The following is a 16634-nucleotide window of genomic DNA, read 5'->3' as shown; positions in this document are numbered from 1 at the left end:
GGTGGCTCGAACATGCCCTGACGGGCGCGGGGAATTTCCAGCGGTGAACCGCGAACTGCTTTCCAATATCAGCAATCCTAGAGGGCAAGTGCAGTCGATTCGATGACGGCCTTGGTAGGATGGCCCTACCAATATTCAATAATATGCATCCGACATCGCTCACAGAGGGCTTTGGTTGCGACAGATCTGGAATGGTTTTGTGTTTATCAAGTAGCTCTCCGCAGACAGGTTATCTCAAGGATGGTACCTAGACAGGTGCGGAAATGAACTCAGCATCATTTCCGCTGGCTCTGTCGTTCGCCGAAGAAACTATTCTGAATAATTGAAAACCCTGACTCAATTTAGGACGTTTCCTACATCAATTCTTTTGCCGCTTTGTTAGCGTGCTCGGAAATTTAAGCTTGTTCAGGCTAGGTATGGCTTGGGCAGCGCGTTTTTCCTCCTCTCTCAGCTTAAGGATAAGCGTATGTTCGCGCCGGCTAATGCTGCGCACTTCGCGCTACTGATCCCTACTGTTCGCAACGACTTCAAGGTACTGGCCTTTCACGGCACTGAAGCTATCAGCAGCTTGTACGCGATCCAGGTTGAACTCGTCAGCGAGTCCCCTGATTTCGATCTGGAAAGCCTGCTCAGTCAGCCGGCTTTTCTCCAGTTTGGCCTGAATGACGAAGGTATTCATGGGCGCATCGAAGATGTGTACGTGGGTGAGGCCGGTAAGCGCCTAACCCGTTATCACCTGACCTTGGTGCCCGCTCTGCACTATTTGCAGTTCAGCCACAACCAGCGAATTTTCCAGCACCTGACAGTGCCACAAATCATCGCCCAGGTACTCAACGGCCACGGTATTCAGGGGGATGCGTATACCTTGAATGTCAGCACCAGCCCTGAGCGCGAATACTGCACTCAGTACGGGGAAAGCGATTTCGAACTGATACAGAGGTTATGCAGCGAGGACGGGATTTCGTGGCACCACCAACACAATCAGGATGGCCATCAGTTGGTGTTCGCGGCTGATCAGACCTGTTTTCCCATGCTGGGCGACACACCGTATCAGCAAGGCTCCGGCCTGACAGCGGATCATCCTGTCGTCAGCCAGTTCTCCATGCGGTTCAGCACCCGCACCAGCACAATCACGCGCCGGGGCTATGATTTGAAGCGCCCAAGCCTGTTGCTGGAAAGCCAATTCACTGCCGAGTTCAGTCCTGCGCTTGAAGACTACCGCTACCCGGTGCTGATCAAAAATGAAAAGGTCGGCAAACAGCTTGCCCGGCAGGCCCTGGAGCGGCACCGTACCGACTACCAGTTGGCCGAGGGTAAAAGCGACCAGCCGATCCTGCGCAGCGGCCACTTTTTCAACCTGACCGAACATCCGCGTCAGCAATGCAACTCGTTGTGGCTGTTGCTCAGTGTGGCGCACTCAGGCAAGCAACCTCAGTCACTGGAGGAAGCAATAACCAGCGACGTTAAACCTGAAGACGGCTTCACTCAAGGTTACCGCAATACCTTCAGCGCGATCCCCTGGGACGTGTTCTACCGTCCACCGCTGGTCACGCGTAAATCGGTATTGGTCAGTCAGACTGCCCGTGTCACCGGGCCTGTGGGCGAAGAAATATTCTGTGATGAACATGGGCGGGTTAAGGTCGAGTTCCATTGGGACCGCGCCGAACTGGGCAGTGACAAGAGCAGTTGCTGGCTACGGGTGTCATCCAACTGGGCGGGGGACGGTTTCGGTGCAGTGACCATTCCGCGCATCGGCATGGAAGTAGTGGTGACCTACCTGGAAGGTAATCCCGACAATCCGTTGATTACCGGTTGCGTGCCTAACAAGGTCACGCCTGTGCCGTACCCGTTGCCCGCGAACAAAACCAAAACGGTCCTGCGTAGCCAAAGCTCGCCCGCCAGTGGCGGCTACAACGAGCTGTCGATTGAAGACCGCAGTGGCCAGGAACTGATCTACCTACGGGCTCAGCGTGACATGGAGCAGAAGGTCGAAAATGACAGTCGATTGGAAGTCGGTAACGAGCGTAAGGAAATCATCAAGGGCAACAGCATCGCCGTGTTGGAAGCTGAAGAGCAACGCACCGTCACCGCTGACCGCAAAGTCCAGCTCAAAGCCAATGACTATTTGCAGGTCGCCAGTAGTAGCCACACCCGTGTAGGGCAAACGGTGGTAATCGAGGCTGGTCAACAGGTCCACCTCAAGGCCGGTGCCCATCTGATCCTGGACGCTGGAGCCAGCATCACCTTGAAAGGCGGTGGTCAACATATCGTGATTGGCCCTGGCGGTATTTTCAGCAGTACCGAGATTCAAATCGGTGGTGCGCCTGCTGGAGGAACGGCTGCCAATCCGTTGTTGCCAGGTGTATTAGCGGCCCTGGCGACCCCTCCCGCACTGTCTATGATGGCCCCGACACAAAATGCGCTGATGGCGGCAAGTAAAGTTAAAGGCACTGACATCTGCCCGCTTTGCGAGGCCTGTAAAAACGGTATTTGCCTGCCCAAAGGAATGACATCATGATGGCTGCCTGCCCTCGGCAATGGATGATCGATCAGCTAAAACTCGACCATGCCCTGTGCCTGATTCTGGACTCGGAAGGTGAGTTCGACGCCCGCCAAGCCTTGTTGAATACCTGCCAACCTGATCAGCACCGCAGTGTGTACAGCGAGACTCAGGTCTCCGCTTTGGCTGATGCGGGGCCTTTCATATTCCTCATCGACAATCCTGACGATGGGCGCATCAAAGAACTACTCAAGGTGCCCGAGCGCAATTGGGGCTGGCTTGCGAGTATTCGCAAAGATGACCTGCCCGCGCTGACCCAACACTGGCGTGAACGCATAATTATAGGCACTCGGCCTAATCAGGCGCTGTACCGTTTTCACGATAATCGTGTCCTCACCCGTGCCTTGGGACATATCCCTGAAGAGGCTCGCCCTGAGTACCTGGGGCCCGCGATCAGTGTGTGTTACTGGGAAGGTGCACGCTGGGAAGTCACCCACAACCCTGTTCCCGGCGAACACCCGCTTCCTGCTGATCCGATGTGGCTGAACATCCCCTTACCGGCAAGTCAGTCGATGGAGATACTTCAGTCCAATATCTACCGGTATTTGTGGGCAGAACACAGCGACGATCTGGTGCGACTCAGCCAGCGCCAAGACCCAAGCACTTGGCTCGCAGAACAACTCTCGCAGGCTCAGCAATGGGGATGGTCTGCCCCTGAGCAAGTGCATTTTTTGATCATCAACAAACTCAATGAAACTGAACTACCCATCATGAAAAACTGGTTGCCTCATGCCGGCGAAGCGCCGCAGGTGCACTTCGAGCGACTTTTTGATGAAGCGAAATTCTGGTCAGGAGAGCAATCAGCATGATGCACGTACGACGCTTTACTCCCCAGCTCCTACGAGCCTTGTTTATCAGCGCAATGGCCTTGGTCGCTTCGGGCTGCTCAATGGCGCAAACAGAAAGCTTTACCTTCCAGGCCGATATGCCGGAAAACTTCACCATTAGTCCGATGGCGTATTACGACTCAGCCTCAGGCGAGGCGTGTTCCGGGCATAACCTTATCCAAAGCGAGCAGCCCAAAGGAGTGCGTCCGGTTGAGTTCAAGCTGCCACTGACGGACACAGCGAAGGGGTGTTCAATGGTTTTGACAAAGGTGGTGCTGCATATCGAAGGACAGTGGGGCAAGCGTGAGCTGGACATGAGTCTACAGACTGCCGGTTTATCGATTCATGATGAGCCATCAGAAACGGTTCGCCCTTTCCCCACTTCGGGACCTCTGGTCTTTCAGGGCCAGTGCCAGTGGTTGTTTCGCACGATGGGTCCGTATCGTTACATCGTCAAAATCCTGGAGTGTCGGGCGCTCGACGCGAATGGCGTTGTGCAGAAAAGCCTGGCGGGCGCAGCGTTGCAACGCGATCAGTTAGCGGGCAAGACCGTGAAGTTGATGCTGGCGGTGGCGAAAGAGGAGCTGCCTTACTTTGATCGCTATTGGATTAAAACAACTAGTGGATGGAAACCGTGCAAGGGGAACTGGGGGCGCGACATCGAGGAACTCTGTGTAACTCCCCCTCAATTCAAACCCTTCAAAATGCCTGATGGACGTGACTGCACCGTCTACCCCAACTGCACCGAATAAGGACATCAAAGGATGAGTTCGTATAAACCCATGGAAGATGGGGATAAGCCGGCTTTCAGCGGCAAGATGTTTGCCTGCCCAAACAAAGGGCACTGGGTTAGTTTTCAGTTGGTAGACGAGTTCGGTGATGGCAAACCGTATGCTGGCCTTGCCTATACCCTTCAGGACAGCGCGAAGCAACAGTACGCGGGGGTGCTGGACGCCAAAGGGTTTGCCAAAATTGAAGACTGCTATCGTGGGCCTGTCGTATTAACGTTAGATCGCGCATATGCAGGCGGCGAGGTTGTTTATAACGACTTGATGATCCGTAAGTCATATCCACTTCCGATTACCGAACTCCAAGTTCGCGCCGAACAAACCCGCTTCTTTCACCAAGACGGTTTCCCTGTCGACAACAACCCTGCGCTAAAAGCGGGAGATAAATTCATTCAGGTAGAGGTGCGGGATCTTGTCAAACGCAGCGCACACTTACCTCCCCCCGTGATTGACCGTAAATACCCGCCGGATGACATCCTGGTAAGGGCGCTTGATGAGCTGACGTTTGGTCCAGAGCCTTTATCTCCGGTTGGTGTTGGGCTGCTGTCGAACCGACACACGCTACTACAGGTGCGCCCACTGCGTGCGTTTAGACCCATGCTCTCAACCGACGACGCCTTCAGCGCACTCAACCTGTATCAGCTTGCAATCATGGCGAATTTGAGCTATTCCGACTTCGGCCAGAACCCCGCCGAGAAGCCTGTAGACTCTGTGAGTTTCCCACTGGATCCCAGCGTCGGTAACTTTTTTGGTGATGCACTTTCAAACTATCGAGAAAGTTGGAAGGTAGACAGTTCACAGTCGCCAGTTCACCGGTACTTCCCTCTGTATGAAGAAGTTCCTTACTCGAAGCGCTTTGAGATTTTGCCGTTCGACCCAATGCAGTATGAGCAAAACAAGCCGAGCGACACTCAGGAGCACCCTGCCAATCTGCATTTTTTTGATGACGCCAGCAAGAATCGGCTTAGCGGAAAGAGCACGCAGGCGTTCATCACGCATCATGATGAAATCATACTGATCGCTATCCGTGGAACACTGGAATTGTCAGATTGGTGGCGTGACGCGGATGCGGCACAAGTTCCCTTCAAAGAGGGTAAAGGGAAGGTCCATCATGGCTTTTACGATGCCTATCAGGCGTTGAAGAAGTTTATTCAGGACTATTTATTCCGATTTTATGTCGGTCAAAAAATCATAATCAGTGGCCATAGTCTGGGTGGTGCGATTGCATTGCTGCTGGCGGAAGCATTGCGATGTGATGAAACTCAGAAATACGACATTCTCCTTTACACCTATGGATCGCCACGCGTGGGTGATGCCACGTTCATCGCGGCTGCCGAGCCGCTGACGCACCACCGGATGGTGAACAACAACGATATGATTCCCGGTGTCCCCGCACCCTGGATGAACGCACGACGATCCATCTGGATTCCTGGGCTAGCGACACTTTTTATTACCAACCCTGTTTTAGGCATATTGATCTTCGTCGCAGGTCTTGTTCGTGTTGGTGGCGATCCTTATCAGCACCACGGCACGTTGCATCACTTTATGCCCGTGGATTTTACCAGGAAGGAAAAGTCGTCGATTCTCTGGAATCCGGGTTGTGCCTCCATAGAAGAGGCCGCTTGCACTCGGGCTCTCGCCAAAGATGGCGACCTGCCATTTCGTGGTGGTTTTATCGATCAAGCCATGAGTTTAGGTGATCACAGTATACCGGGGTCTTATATCCCGTTCTCTTGGGCGACCTTTCGACGTTGGCAGCAAACTCAGGAAACGAACGGGACGGTAGTCACTGGGCGGGAATACGAACTGGTGGCGGCGGCATTGGAGACGATGCGCACCAAAGTACAGGATCAAGGTAAGCAAACAAGGAACACTCAGCGCTATAGCAACAATGATCCTGAGTACATACAAACAGTGACTGACTTGAACAAAGAGTCGCAAAATCTTCTCGACTCGCTACAACGGCTTAAAAAACAAAACGAACGCCATCTGGCACTTGTCGATGTCTACGGCAGCGCTGCGCAATCTCCCAACTTGGAAGCTGCTCTGCATCGCTGGAAGGGCCAGCGGGAGAACAAGCTGCAAGTGCAGATTGCAATGATTCCTCAGCAGGACGATGGCGATTTGATGTTTGCCTCTCGCATCGGTGCGCCTCATACGCTAGACATCGATTCTATTGTTTAGTAGGGGTGTCTACTGGCTTGTGCCTGGAATACGCACGAGCCACCCCCAGCCGGCTGTAACCCCGCCAGATTCGCGTATCCTTAACCCCACCAAACCCAAGGACCCAACTCCCTCCAATGCTGCTGATTTCCAACAACGTGCACCTGCCAGATGCCGAGATCGAGTTGACCGCGATCCGGGCCCAAGGCGCCGGTGGCCAAAACGTCAACAAGGTCTCCAGTGCCGTACACCTGCGTTTCGACATCCCGGCCTCGTCTCTGCCTGAGTTCTACAAGGAACGCCTGCTGGCCCTGCGCGACAGTCGCATCACCACTGAAGGCGTACTGATCCTCAAGGCCCAACAATACCGAACGCAGGAACAAAACCGCGCCGATGCCCTGGAACGCCTGGTGGAACTGATCCTCAGCGCCACCAAGGTCGAAAAGAAACGCCGCCCCACCAAACCCACCATGGGCTCAAAAAAGCGCCGCCTGGAATCCAAGACCAAACGAGGCAGTATCAAGGCCGGGCGCGGCAAAATCGACTTCTAGGTCGCTTGCCGTTCTTCACGGTGCTTCGGCGCCTGCCGGTACAAGTACAGGCTCAGCAGCAATCCAAAAAACGCCGCAATGGCTGCAAACAGGAAGATTGACGCAAAGCCGAACCCCGCCGCAATCGCCCCGGCCAGTGGCCCGGTGATGCCCAACGACAGGTCGATAAACAGCGAATACGCCCCCACCGCCGCACCCCGGCTGGAGGCTGGCACCAGATTGACCGCCTCCACACCCAGCGCCGGAAACACCAGGGAAAAGCCAAACCCGCTCAACGCCGCCCCGGCCAATGCCAGGTGGGCGTCCGGTGCCAGCCACAGTAACAAGAGGCCCAGGGTTTCCACCGACAGGCAGACAATCGCCACGCGAAAGCCGCCAATACGGTTGATCAGGTTGCCGAACAACAGCCGCGCGCCGATAAAGCTGGCGCCGAACAAGCTCAGGCACAGCACCGCGTTGTCCCATTGTTGGGTGGTGTAATACAGGGTGATGAAGGTGGCGATGGTGCCAAAACCAATGGAGCCTAACGCCAGGCCACAGCCGTGGGGCAGTACGCGGCCCAGCACATGCATGAATGGCAAGCGCTCGCCCACCACGATGGGCGCCGCCACTTTCGGCCAAGCCAGCAGCAAGCCCACCACCGCGAGCAAGATGATGCTGACGCCCATGCTCCATAGCCCGAAGTGACGGACCAGCAGCACCCCCAGCGGCGCGCCGACCGCCAGGGCGCCGTAGCTGGCGATGCCGTTCCAGGAGATGACCTTGGCGGTGTTCGCCGCGCCGACCCGGCCAATGCCCCAGCCGATGGAGCCCGAGCCCACCAGGCTTTCGGCGCTGCCGAGCACCAGGCGGCCGATCAACAGGCTGGTCAGGCTCAGCGCTGGCAGGTCCGAAAGCCAGGCCGAGAGCAACATGAACACGCCGCTCAGGCCGCAACCTGCCAGGCCGTACATCACCGCGCGCTTGCTGCCCAGGTTATCAATGATGCGCCCGGCATACGGCCGGCTCAGCAGGGTGGCCAGGTATTGCACGCTGATTACCAGGCCGGCGATGACGGCGCCGAAGCCCAGGTCGCTGTGCACATAGCCGGGCAGCACGGCCAGGGGGATGCCGATATTCAGGTAGCCGATGAAGGTGAAGAGCACGATGGAAACAACTTGCAGCGTGACCGCCATGGGGCGCTGGGTATCTGGCATGGGGAGAGGTCCACTGTCGCAGCAGGAAAAGATAGGCAGCTTATGATACCGATGCATTGGTCGATGCAGGGTGGCAAAACGAAAAAGTCCGGCTCAAAGGCCTGGGATGCCAGCTACCGGGGGCGGCTGTTCAGGTGTTCCACCAGACGGATGACGATGCGCACGGCCTGGATCGCGTGCATCTTTTCGTCGTGAAGGGCGATGATTAGCGTGTTGTGGGAGGGGCCAGGACGCAGCCGCCAGTCAGTGCTCGGCAGGCTTGAGCAATTGCGTGGTTACCAGGGCGGCAAGAGCGTTTTCCTGGGTGCCGAAGCGCTTGAGCAGTAGGGCCTGTTTTTGCGTGCTGAGGCGGTTCCAGACATCGACCATCTGCAAGGCAGTATCGAGCAAGGCGCTGTCGGGCGGGGTGTTGGCGGTGTTGGTCATGGCGGGAGTCTCACGGTGTTCAGGCGGTGTGGAAAGCGCTCAATGTCACGCTTTCCACACGGTCTGGGTACGGCACTCAGTCCTGGCTTTCGCTGTCGACTGGCTTTGCCTCTTTTGGCTGGGGCTGTTCGCTGCCGGCCTGTTGCGGGGTTGGCTGCTCAGTTTCGCGCAGGCTTGGGAAGGGGAGATTAGGTATTTCGTGCATCGTCGTCGCTCCTCGCAAGGTCTGTTTTTCAATTGCAGGTGATTCCGCGCTTTTAGAAAGCCTCGGCAGGATACAGCACTGTAAATGACAAAAAGACTTTTATATCGGCGGATGTACGAACCTTCATCGCAAAGATGCAAGTGACAAGAGGTCACACTTGGCTCTGGCGCTCCATCGCCGCCTTGTAGATCGAGTTCTTCGGCTGGGCAAAGACCCGGGCCAGCATCGGTTCGAAAAAGCTCAACGCCAGGGTGTCGTAGGCCGGGTCGAATGCTGCCGCGTCGTACTGCGCGCAGAACTCGATGGTTTGCTGGTACTGCGGGTGGTCGCCAAATTGCTCGCGCAAGTGGCGGTCCATCCCCAGGTGGTGGAAAAAGTAGTAGCCCTGGAAAACCCCGTGCTTTTCCACCATCCACAGATTCTCGGGGCTGACGAAGGGCTTGAGGATAGCGGCGGCGATGTCCGGGTGATTATAGGAACCCAGGGTATCGCCGATGTCATGGAGCAGTGCGCACACCACGTACTCTTCGTCACGGCCATCGTGCCAGGCGCGGCTGGCTGTTTGCAGCGAGTGGGTCAGGCGGTCCACCGGAAAACCGCCGAAGTCGCCTTCCAACAACCGCAGGTGCGCGACAATCCGTGTCGGCAATTGCCGGGCATAGGCGCTGAAATCCCTGGCGATGATCGCCCAGTCTTCCTGGGTGCCGTCCTGCATATGGGTGAAGCGGGCCTGCTGGTTCATCGGCGGTTCTCTTATTGTTTTTAAGGTGTGGACTAAAACGGTACCTTGCCCAGAACCATGTCGCGGTACATCACAAAATCTCCCAACAAGCTGTAAAGCGGATGCTGGAAGGTCGCCGGACGATTCTTTTCGAAGAAAAAGTGGCCGATCCAGGCAAAGCTGTAGCCGGCCACCGGCAACGCGAGCAGCAGCCACCAGGCGCCTTTGCCCACGGCAAACGCCAGAATAAAAATCACCAGGCTGGTGCCAATAAAATGCAGGCGGCGGCAGGTGCTGTTGCCGTGTTCACTTAGGTAATAGGGATAAAACTCAGCGAAGCTTTTGAATTGTCTGACGTTTTCCACGGTGGACGGCCCTTTGTTTATTGTTCTGCTCGACAGATGTTCGGCGGGGAGCTTATTTGAGTCTAGAGTCATCAGTGGTAACGGCCAGTGACAATAGATGCCACTTTAGTATCCTTGGGTTCTTGGCTGTGGTTTCAGCCTACCTTTATTGGAAAGCGTGTTAAAAAACGCCATGAGCGAACGAACGACTTCTGCAAGCTGGGCGATGGGGATAGTCAAGGCACTGGAGATGGACGGCCTGGATTGCCGCGCCTTGTTCAAGCAGCTTGGCCTGGACTACGCCGCTCTGGATGATCCTGATGCACGCTTCCCGCAGGACTCCATGACCCGGCTCTGGCAGCGGGCGGTGGAGTTGTCGGGCAACCCGGCGATTGGCCTGAACATGGGCAAGGTAGTGCGCCCGGCGTCGTTTCATGTGGCTGGCTATGCCTTGATGTCCAGCCGCACCCTGGCTGAAGGTTTTATGCGCCTGGTGCGTTATCAGCGGATCATTGCCGAAAGCGCCGACCTGAGTTTCCGACTTTTACCCGAAGGCTATGCGCTAATTCTTACGGTACACGGCGACCATCTACCACCCACCCGGCAAAGTGCCGAGGCGTCACTGGCTTGTGCCTTGGCATTATGCGGTTGGCTGACCGGACGAACCCTGCAACCGCGCAAGGTGCTGGTGCAGGGCGATCAGCCGGCGAATCTGGAACCCTATAAACAGGCATTCCATGCGCCCCTGGTGTTCAACGCCCCTTATGACGCGCTGATCTTCGAGCGATCGGATATGGAAGCGCCACTGCCCACGGCGAACGAGGCGATGGCGTTGCTGCATGATCGCTTCGCCGGCGAGTATCTGGCGCGCTTTTCGGAAAGCCGGGTGACCCACAAGGCGCGGCAAATGCTGTGCCGGCTGCTGCCCCAAGGCGAACCCAAGCGCGAGGTGGTGGCCCAGACGCTGCACCTGTCCCAGCGCACCCTGCAGCGGCGTTTACAGGAGGAGGGCACCAGTTTCCAGACCCTGCTGGACGAAACCCGTCGCGAATTGGCGGAGCAATATCTGGCGCAGCCGTCGATGACCCTGCTGGAAATTGCCTACTTGTTGGGGTTTGCCGATCCGAGCAACTTCTTCCGGGCATTCCGGCGTTGGTTCGATGCCACGCCCGGCGAGTACCGGGCGCGGTTGTTGGAGGGTGCCGCGACCGTCAGTGACGCCAGAACGCCGGAATGCACAGCACAAACACTGTAATGATCTCCAGCCGTCCCAGCAGCATGCCTAGGGACAGTATCCACTTGGCGGCATCCGGCAGGCTGGAGAAGTTGCCGGCCGGGCCGATGGTTGCCCCCAGCCCAGGGCCTACGCCGGATACGGTACTGGCGGCGCCGGTCAACGCGGTCATCCAGTCCAGGCCCAGCAGTGACAGGGCCAGGGCGATCACGCAGATAGTGATGGCGAAGAAGAACGAGAAGGTCAGGATCGAACGTACGATCTCCTCGTCCAGACGGTGGCCGTTGTACTGCTGCTTGATCACTGCACGCGGGTGAATCAGCTGGTTCAAGTTAGCCTTGAGCAGGATGTAGGCCACCTGGAAGCGGAAGATCTTGATCCCGCCAGCCGTGGAGCCTGAGCAGCCACCGATAAAACCCAGGTAGAAGAACAACATCAGTGAGAAGTTGCCCCACAGGCTGTAGTCCCCAAGGGCGAAACCGGTGGTAGTCACCACGGAGGTAACGTTCAGTGCCACGTGGCGCAACGCATCCAGCCAGTGCAGATCGGTAGTCCACCAGTACCAGGAGCCCAGTACCAGCCAGGTCACCAGCAGCAATCCGAGCAGGCCTTGCACCTGCTGATCCTTGAGCAGCGCCCGCCGGTTGCCGCGCAAGGTGGCGACGTACAGGGTGAACGGCAAGCTGCCCATAATCATCACCACTATTGCTACCCAGTGCACCGCTGGCTGTTTCCAGTGGGCCAGGGATTCATCGGAGGTGGAGAAGCCGCCGGTGGAAATTGCCGACATGGCGTGGTTGATCGCATCGAACAGGCTCATCCCGGCCCACCAGAACGCCAGGCTGCCGAGGATGGTGATACCAACATAGGCCGCCACAATCAGCCGCGCCACCATGTGCGAGCGGGGCATGAGCTTCTCAGAACGGTCCGAGGACTCGGTCTGGAACAGCCGCATGCCGCCGATACGCAGCAGTGGCAGGATCGCCACCGCCATGCCGATAAAGCCGATACCGCCGAGCCAGTGCAGTAGCGAGCGCCACATCAGGATGCCCGGCGACATGTTGTCCAGGCCGCTGAGCACCGTGGAACCGGTGGCGGTGATGCCGGACATGCTTTCGAAGAAGGAGTCGGTGTAACTGATGCGTTGGGTCAGCAGGAATGGCAGCGCGGCGAACATGCAGACGGCCACCCAACTGGAGACCGTCAGCAGGTACATGTCCCGAGGACGCAGGTGCACGTGTTCCGGGCGACCGGGGATGACCAAGGCCAACCCTGCGATAAAGGTGATCAGGCTGGCCCAGAGAAAGGACGGCAGGTCGCTGGTGCGTTCGAAAATCACCAGGGTCGCCATTGGCACCACCATGGCGATCGCGAGGGTGATCAGGAAGATGCCGATAATGAAACCGATGATCCGTAAGGTCGGCAACGCCATGAGGTCCACTCGGGTGACAGGAAAGGCCGCCATTCTACCTGTGGTGCAGACCATGTAAACCGGGCATAAAAAAGGCGACCCGAAGGCCGCCTCATTCACTCACTCAACCCTTGGCGATCAAAACGCGTGATCGGCACTGTCCGGGTTCAGGTCGCCGATGCCCAGCTTGCCGGCCGCCTGCTCGATGGAGCCAGTTTGCTTGACCAGGGAGGCGATGGCATCGCGCACGATCTGGTTGCCAGCTTCGTTGCCTGCCGCGATCAACTGGTCGTAGTGCTCACCCTTGTTGGCGTGGTCAACCATGACCTGGATTTTCGCTTCGGTGGCAGCCAGGTCAGCCTTGAGGGCTGCGTCGGCGGCTGGGTCAGCCTTGGCCACCAGGGAGGACAGGCTGGCGCCGGTCAGCTTGGTGCCGTCGACACGGGTGTATTCGCCCAGGTAGACGTTACGGATGCCTTTGGCGTCGTAGAACTGTGAGTTGTGGGTGTTATCGCTGAAGCAGTCATGCTCGTCTTCCGGCGAGTTGGCTTCCAGGGACACCTTCATGCGCTCGCCTGCCAGTTCACCCAGGGACAGGCTGCCCATGCCGAACAACATTTTGCGCAGGCCGTCGGTGCCAGGTTCCGCTTCCAGGGTGGCGCGGTAGTTGTCTTCGACGTTGGGCTTCCAGTTGCCGACCATTTCTTCTAGGTCGCTGACCAGCAGCTGGGTCACAGCGCTCAGGTAAGCACGGCGACGCTCGTTGTGGCCGCCAGTGGCGCCTTCACCTTGCAGGTAGTCCGAGGCCGGACGGTTGCCGGCGCCAGGGCCGGTACCGTTCAGGTCCTGGCCCCAGAGCAGGAATTCGATGGCGTGGTAGCCGGTGGCAACGTTGGCTTCGGAACCGCCCAGCTCATTGAGGCTGGCGAGTTTTTCTGCAGTGATGTCCTTGACGTCGATCTTGTCTTCGCCGACCTGGATCTCGGTGTTGGCGATGATATTGGCGGTGGCGCCCGGGTTGCCGAGGGCGTGTTCGTAGGTTTTGTCGACGTAGTCGATCAGGCCTTCGTCCAATGGCCAGGCGTTCACCTGACCTTCCCAATCGTCAATGATGGTGTTGCCGAAGCGGAACACTTCACTCTGCAGGTACGGCACACGTGCGGCGACCCAGGCGGTACGGGCCGCTTTCAGGGTTTCGTCGTTCGGCTTGGCAAGGAAGGCGTCGATGGCGGCTTGCAGGGTTTTCGCCGTGGACTCGGAATCGCTGTAGACCGCGAACACGATGTCAGCGTAATGCGCGACCACTGCCTTGGCGGCGGCCTCGTCGACCTGGCCTGCCGTGCCGGCAGTTGGTGCGGTAGTGCTGGCGGCTGCAGCAGGTGCTTGAGGAGCAGCAGCCTTGTCTTTGCCCTCACCGCAACCGGCGAGAGAAATGGCGATGGCCAGCAGACTGGCGGTGGCCAGGGGCATACGAATCATGGCGAACATCCTGCTTCGGTAGATTATCGGGGCGCATGGCTGCGCGCAAAACTACGACATAATGCGAAAGATTTGCATTTTCTGTAAAGGGTTAACGCTGTAAATAGTTAATATCGATTTGCCACTGGCCCAGCACCGCGCCCCGGAGTGCCATCATCGGCGTAGCCGCTTCTTCGTTCTACTCAACAGCGGCTACGCCGTGTAGTGAGCTGAAATCCATCACAGAGTCACGGAGTTATTGCGCTCGGCTTGCTTCAGGTATGCCACCAACTCCCGCGCCGGCAACGGTTTGCTGTAGTGATAGCCCTGACCTTCGTGGCAGCCTTCGGAGATGATGTAGGCCTCCTGCTCGGCGGTCTCCACTCCTTCGGCGATGACCTGCATGCCGAGGCTTTTGCCCAATTGAATGATCGCGCGCACGATGGTGGCATCGTCGTCGTCATCCAGCAGGTCCTGGACGAAGCTTTTATCGATCTTGATCTTGTCCAGGGGCAGGCTTTTCAGGTAACTGAGGGATGAGTAACCCGTGCCGAAGTCATCAATGGCGATCAATGCCCCGGAGCGGCGCAGGCTCAGCAGGTGCTGGGCCGCGGTGCTGATGTCTTCCATCAGGCCGGTTTCGGTGACTTCCAGCTCCAGGCTGCGGGGCGGCAGGCGGTAGATCTGCAGCAGGTTATTGACCACTCGCGGCAACTCGGCGTGGTGCAATTGCACCGTGGACAGGTTGACGGCCATGCGCAGTTCGGTGAAGCCCTGGTCATGCCATTCCCGCAGTTGCCGACAAGCCTGGTCCAGCACCCATTCGCCGATAGAAATAATCGTGCCGTTCTGCTCCGCCAGGGGGATGAACAGATCGGGTGGTACCAGGCCATGTTCCGGGTGTTGCCAGCGAATCAAGGCTTCGACGCCGACCACACGGTGATCGCGGTAGCTGATTTGCGGCTGATACACCAAGTAAAACTGACCGCGGCCCAAGGCCTCGCGCAGGTCTTTCTCCAGTTCACGGCGGCGGCGCATCTCGCTGTCGACGCTGGCGATATAGAACTGATAGCGATTGCGTGAGCGGCTTTTGGCCAACGTCATGGTCTGTTCGGCTTTTTGCAGCAGTTTCTCGGTGCTGTCGCCGTCTTCCGGGAACAGGGTGATGCCGATGGTGGCCCGTAGACGGATTTGCTCGTGATCGAGGGCAAATTCGGCTTCCAGGTCATCGAGGATGCTTTGCGCCAGTTCGGCGGCTTCATAGGGTTGCTCGATATCGGCCTGGACCAGGGCGAACTGGTCGCCCCCCAAGCGGGCGAGGGCGCCGAGGCGGCCGCTGTGGGCGCGCAGACGGTCGGCCAGGGCCAGCAACAATTGGTCGCCGACCTGGTAGGTGAACTGCTCGTTGACGCTTTTGAAGTCATCCAACCCGACACACAGCACTGCCACTCGCCGCTGCCGGCGGCCGGAGTCGATCAGGATCTTGTCCAGTTGCTCCTGCAGTTTCTGACGATTGGGCAGGCCGGTGAGGAAGTCGTACTGGGCCATGCGCAGCAGACTGTTTTCCGCCTCGTGGCGCAGATGGGTGTTGCGTTCGATGGATTCGAGCAACTGGTTGGCGGTGTTGATCCACAGGCCCAGCTCGTTTTTTTCGTGGCCCTTGAGCTGTGGGATCTTGTGCTCGCTGGGGCGGTCCGGGTTGATCGAACTCAGGTGCTCGATGATCCGCGACAGCGGCTTGGTCAGTAGCCAGTGATAGACCAGGTACAGCACCAGGCCCATGGCCAGGGCTCGCAGCACCCCGGAGATAAAGATGATCACCGAATTGACAATAAAGCCTTTGCCGTAGGTGGCGGTGTCGAGGGTGATGCTCAGGTCGCCGTAATACTCGCTGTAGGGCCCGCGCCCTACCAGCGGTGTGGTGAAGGTGCGCTCCTGGCCGAGAATCAGGTCAGTGAGCCAGCGGCTGGGCGATTGCTGCAAGTCGCGGCTTTTTTTCGCGAGCATGGCTTCGTTGGGGTGACCGATGGAGGCCATGCGTACAGCGTCATCCTGAAACAGGCCTTCGAGGACCTGCATGCCCATTTCGCGATCCAGGCTATAGACGGCCTGGGTCGAGGGGTCGCGAAACATGTCGAGGATGCGCTGGGCATCGCCGGCCACGGCCTGGCGCGTCTTGTAGGCATCGAAGACGATCTGCGCCACGCTCAGTGCCACGCCCACTATCAATGCCGAAAGCAGCACCACCCGTAGCAACTTCACCGACAAGCTGTTTTTGAGTTCCAGCTTCAAAGGGTCATTCCTTGTTCCATACGGGTAGCCTCAATATGCCATGAGTATTGGCAATCCCGTGATGGCAGTCAAAGGTACATTGAAGTAGTTGCAGGTTTGACACCGCGCTGGCTCGTTTCTGGGCGATGGAGCGCGGCGGATTTACATCCGCCTGCGCGGTAGCGGGGGCTGGAAACGGGTAACTTATGGGCAGGTTTGGAACGGTGGATTTTGAGGTTCGAACCTCAGCTGAACATGATGGTCTTGTTCTGCGCTTTTATCGTGGCGTCGAAATTTACGGACTTGTTTTGCTCCGCGGTTGTGTTTTTCAGTGTGTCGCCCAATGTTTTCGCTATCACGTCGGCGAAGGGTTGGATCAGGGGCGCAATCGACTTGGTTATATCGGCAGCCGCTTTGGCCAGTTCGCCAATCACGGGGAGTGCTGCTAATGCTGACATAGACATCGTGAAATCTCCGAT

The 16634-nt window shown here is 57.6% G+C and carries 15 protein-coding genes; 6 read left to right on the top strand and 9 right to left on the bottom strand.

Features of this window, described 5'->3' with window-relative positions; all coding sequences use genetic code 11:
* Positions 1–466: 466 nt before the first annotated feature.
* The 5 genes from AAEZ06_RS17745 (at position 467) to arfB (ending at position 6889) form a co-directional block, all read left to right on the top strand.
* Positions 467–2518, top strand: a complete 2052-nt coding sequence (locus tag AAEZ06_RS17745; protein ID WP_350615412.1) for a type VI secretion system Vgr family protein — start codon at positions 467–469, stop codon at positions 2516–2518.
* The gene (locus AAEZ06_RS17740) at positions 2515–3369 is read left to right on the top strand and encodes a DUF4123 domain-containing protein (protein ID WP_149413765.1); all 855 of its coding nucleotides are present in this window, start codon (positions 2515–2517) and stop codon (positions 3367–3369) included. Before AAEZ06_RS17745 ends, AAEZ06_RS17740 begins: the two co-directional genes overlap by 4 nt.
* On the top strand, positions 3366–4139 hold the full coding sequence (locus tag AAEZ06_RS17735) for a hypothetical protein (RefSeq protein WP_256666314.1): 774 nt from the start codon (positions 3366–3368) through the stop codon (positions 4137–4139). The genes AAEZ06_RS17740 and AAEZ06_RS17735 overlap by 4 nt, the downstream gene beginning before the upstream one ends.
* Positions 4140–4151: 12 nt before the next feature.
* Positions 4152–6359 (top strand): lipase family protein, encoded by a 2208-nt coding sequence (locus AAEZ06_RS17730; protein ID WP_256666315.1) that lies wholly within the window; start codon positions 4152–4154, stop codon positions 6357–6359.
* A gap of 116 nt (positions 6360–6475) precedes the next feature.
* On the top strand, positions 6476–6889 hold the full coding sequence (gene arfB, locus AAEZ06_RS17725) for an alternative ribosome rescue aminoacyl-tRNA hydrolase ArfB (RefSeq protein ID WP_149413766.1): 414 nt from the start codon (positions 6476–6478) through the stop codon (positions 6887–6889).
* Here arfB and AAEZ06_RS17720 read toward each other — a convergent pair.
* From AAEZ06_RS17720 to AAEZ06_RS17700, 5 genes are all read right to left on the bottom strand, one after another.
* Positions 6886–8085: an MFS transporter gene (locus tag AAEZ06_RS17720; protein WP_350615408.1), complete on the bottom strand. Its 1200-nt coding sequence runs from the start codon at positions 8083–8085 to the stop codon at positions 6886–6888. The two genes, arfB and AAEZ06_RS17720, sit on opposite strands and share 4 nt — an antisense overlap.
* Before the next feature lie 243 nt (positions 8086–8328).
* Positions 8329–8511: a hypothetical protein gene (locus AAEZ06_RS17715; protein ID WP_350615406.1), complete on the bottom strand. Its 183-nt coding sequence runs from the start codon at positions 8509–8511 to the stop codon at positions 8329–8331.
* A gap of 76 nt (positions 8512–8587) precedes the next feature.
* Positions 8588–8716 carry a hypothetical protein gene (locus AAEZ06_RS17710; RefSeq protein ID WP_256666316.1) on the bottom strand — a complete coding sequence of 43 codons (129 nt, stop codon included), beginning with the start codon at positions 8714–8716 and terminating at the stop codon, positions 8588–8590.
* A gap of 151 nt (positions 8717–8867) precedes the next feature.
* A complete protein-coding gene (locus AAEZ06_RS17705) occupies positions 8868–9458 on the bottom strand; it encodes an HD domain-containing protein (protein WP_350615404.1) in 591 nt (196 codons plus the stop codon).
* A 32-nt stretch (positions 9459–9490) separates the two neighbouring features.
* The gene (locus tag AAEZ06_RS17700; RefSeq protein WP_149413769.1) at positions 9491–9802 is read right to left on the bottom strand and encodes an Mpo1-like protein; all 312 of its coding nucleotides are present in this window, start codon (positions 9800–9802) and stop codon (positions 9491–9493) included.
* Positions 9803–9974: 172 nt separating this feature from the next.
* On the opposite strand from AAEZ06_RS17700, the gene AAEZ06_RS17695 reads away from it, so the two are divergent.
* Positions 9975–11036, top strand: a complete 1062-nt coding sequence (locus tag AAEZ06_RS17695; protein WP_149413770.1) for an AraC family transcriptional regulator — start codon at positions 9975–9977, stop codon at positions 11034–11036.
* Here AAEZ06_RS17695 and AAEZ06_RS17690 read toward each other — a convergent pair.
* From AAEZ06_RS17690 to AAEZ06_RS17675, 4 genes are all read right to left on the bottom strand, one after another.
* Complete coding sequence (locus tag AAEZ06_RS17690; RefSeq protein ID WP_149413771.1) at positions 10993–12447, bottom strand: TrkH family potassium uptake protein; 1455 nt, start codon at positions 12445–12447, stop codon at positions 10993–10995. The two genes, AAEZ06_RS17695 and AAEZ06_RS17690, sit on opposite strands and share 44 nt — an antisense overlap.
* 117 nt (positions 12448–12564) lie before the next feature.
* Positions 12565–13905: an imelysin family protein gene (locus AAEZ06_RS17685; RefSeq protein ID WP_149413772.1), complete on the bottom strand. Its 1341-nt coding sequence runs from the start codon at positions 13903–13905 to the stop codon at positions 12565–12567.
* A gap of 219 nt (positions 13906–14124) precedes the next feature.
* Complete coding sequence (locus tag AAEZ06_RS17680) at positions 14125–16176, bottom strand: putative bifunctional diguanylate cyclase/phosphodiesterase (protein WP_149413773.1); 2052 nt, start codon at positions 16174–16176, stop codon at positions 14125–14127.
* Positions 16177–16400: 224 nt separating this feature from the next.
* Complete coding sequence (locus AAEZ06_RS17675; RefSeq protein ID WP_149413774.1) at positions 16401–16619, bottom strand: hypothetical protein; 219 nt, start codon at positions 16617–16619, stop codon at positions 16401–16403.
* Positions 16620–16634: the final 15 nt, after the last annotated feature.

The sequence above is a fragment of the Pseudomonas sp. HY7a-MNA-CIBAN-0227 genome, from assembly GCF_040310325.1.
Taxonomy (GTDB): Bacteria; Pseudomonadota; Gammaproteobacteria; order Pseudomonadales; family Pseudomonadaceae; genus Aquipseudomonas.
This window is presented reverse-complemented; position numbering and strand designations above follow the sequence as displayed.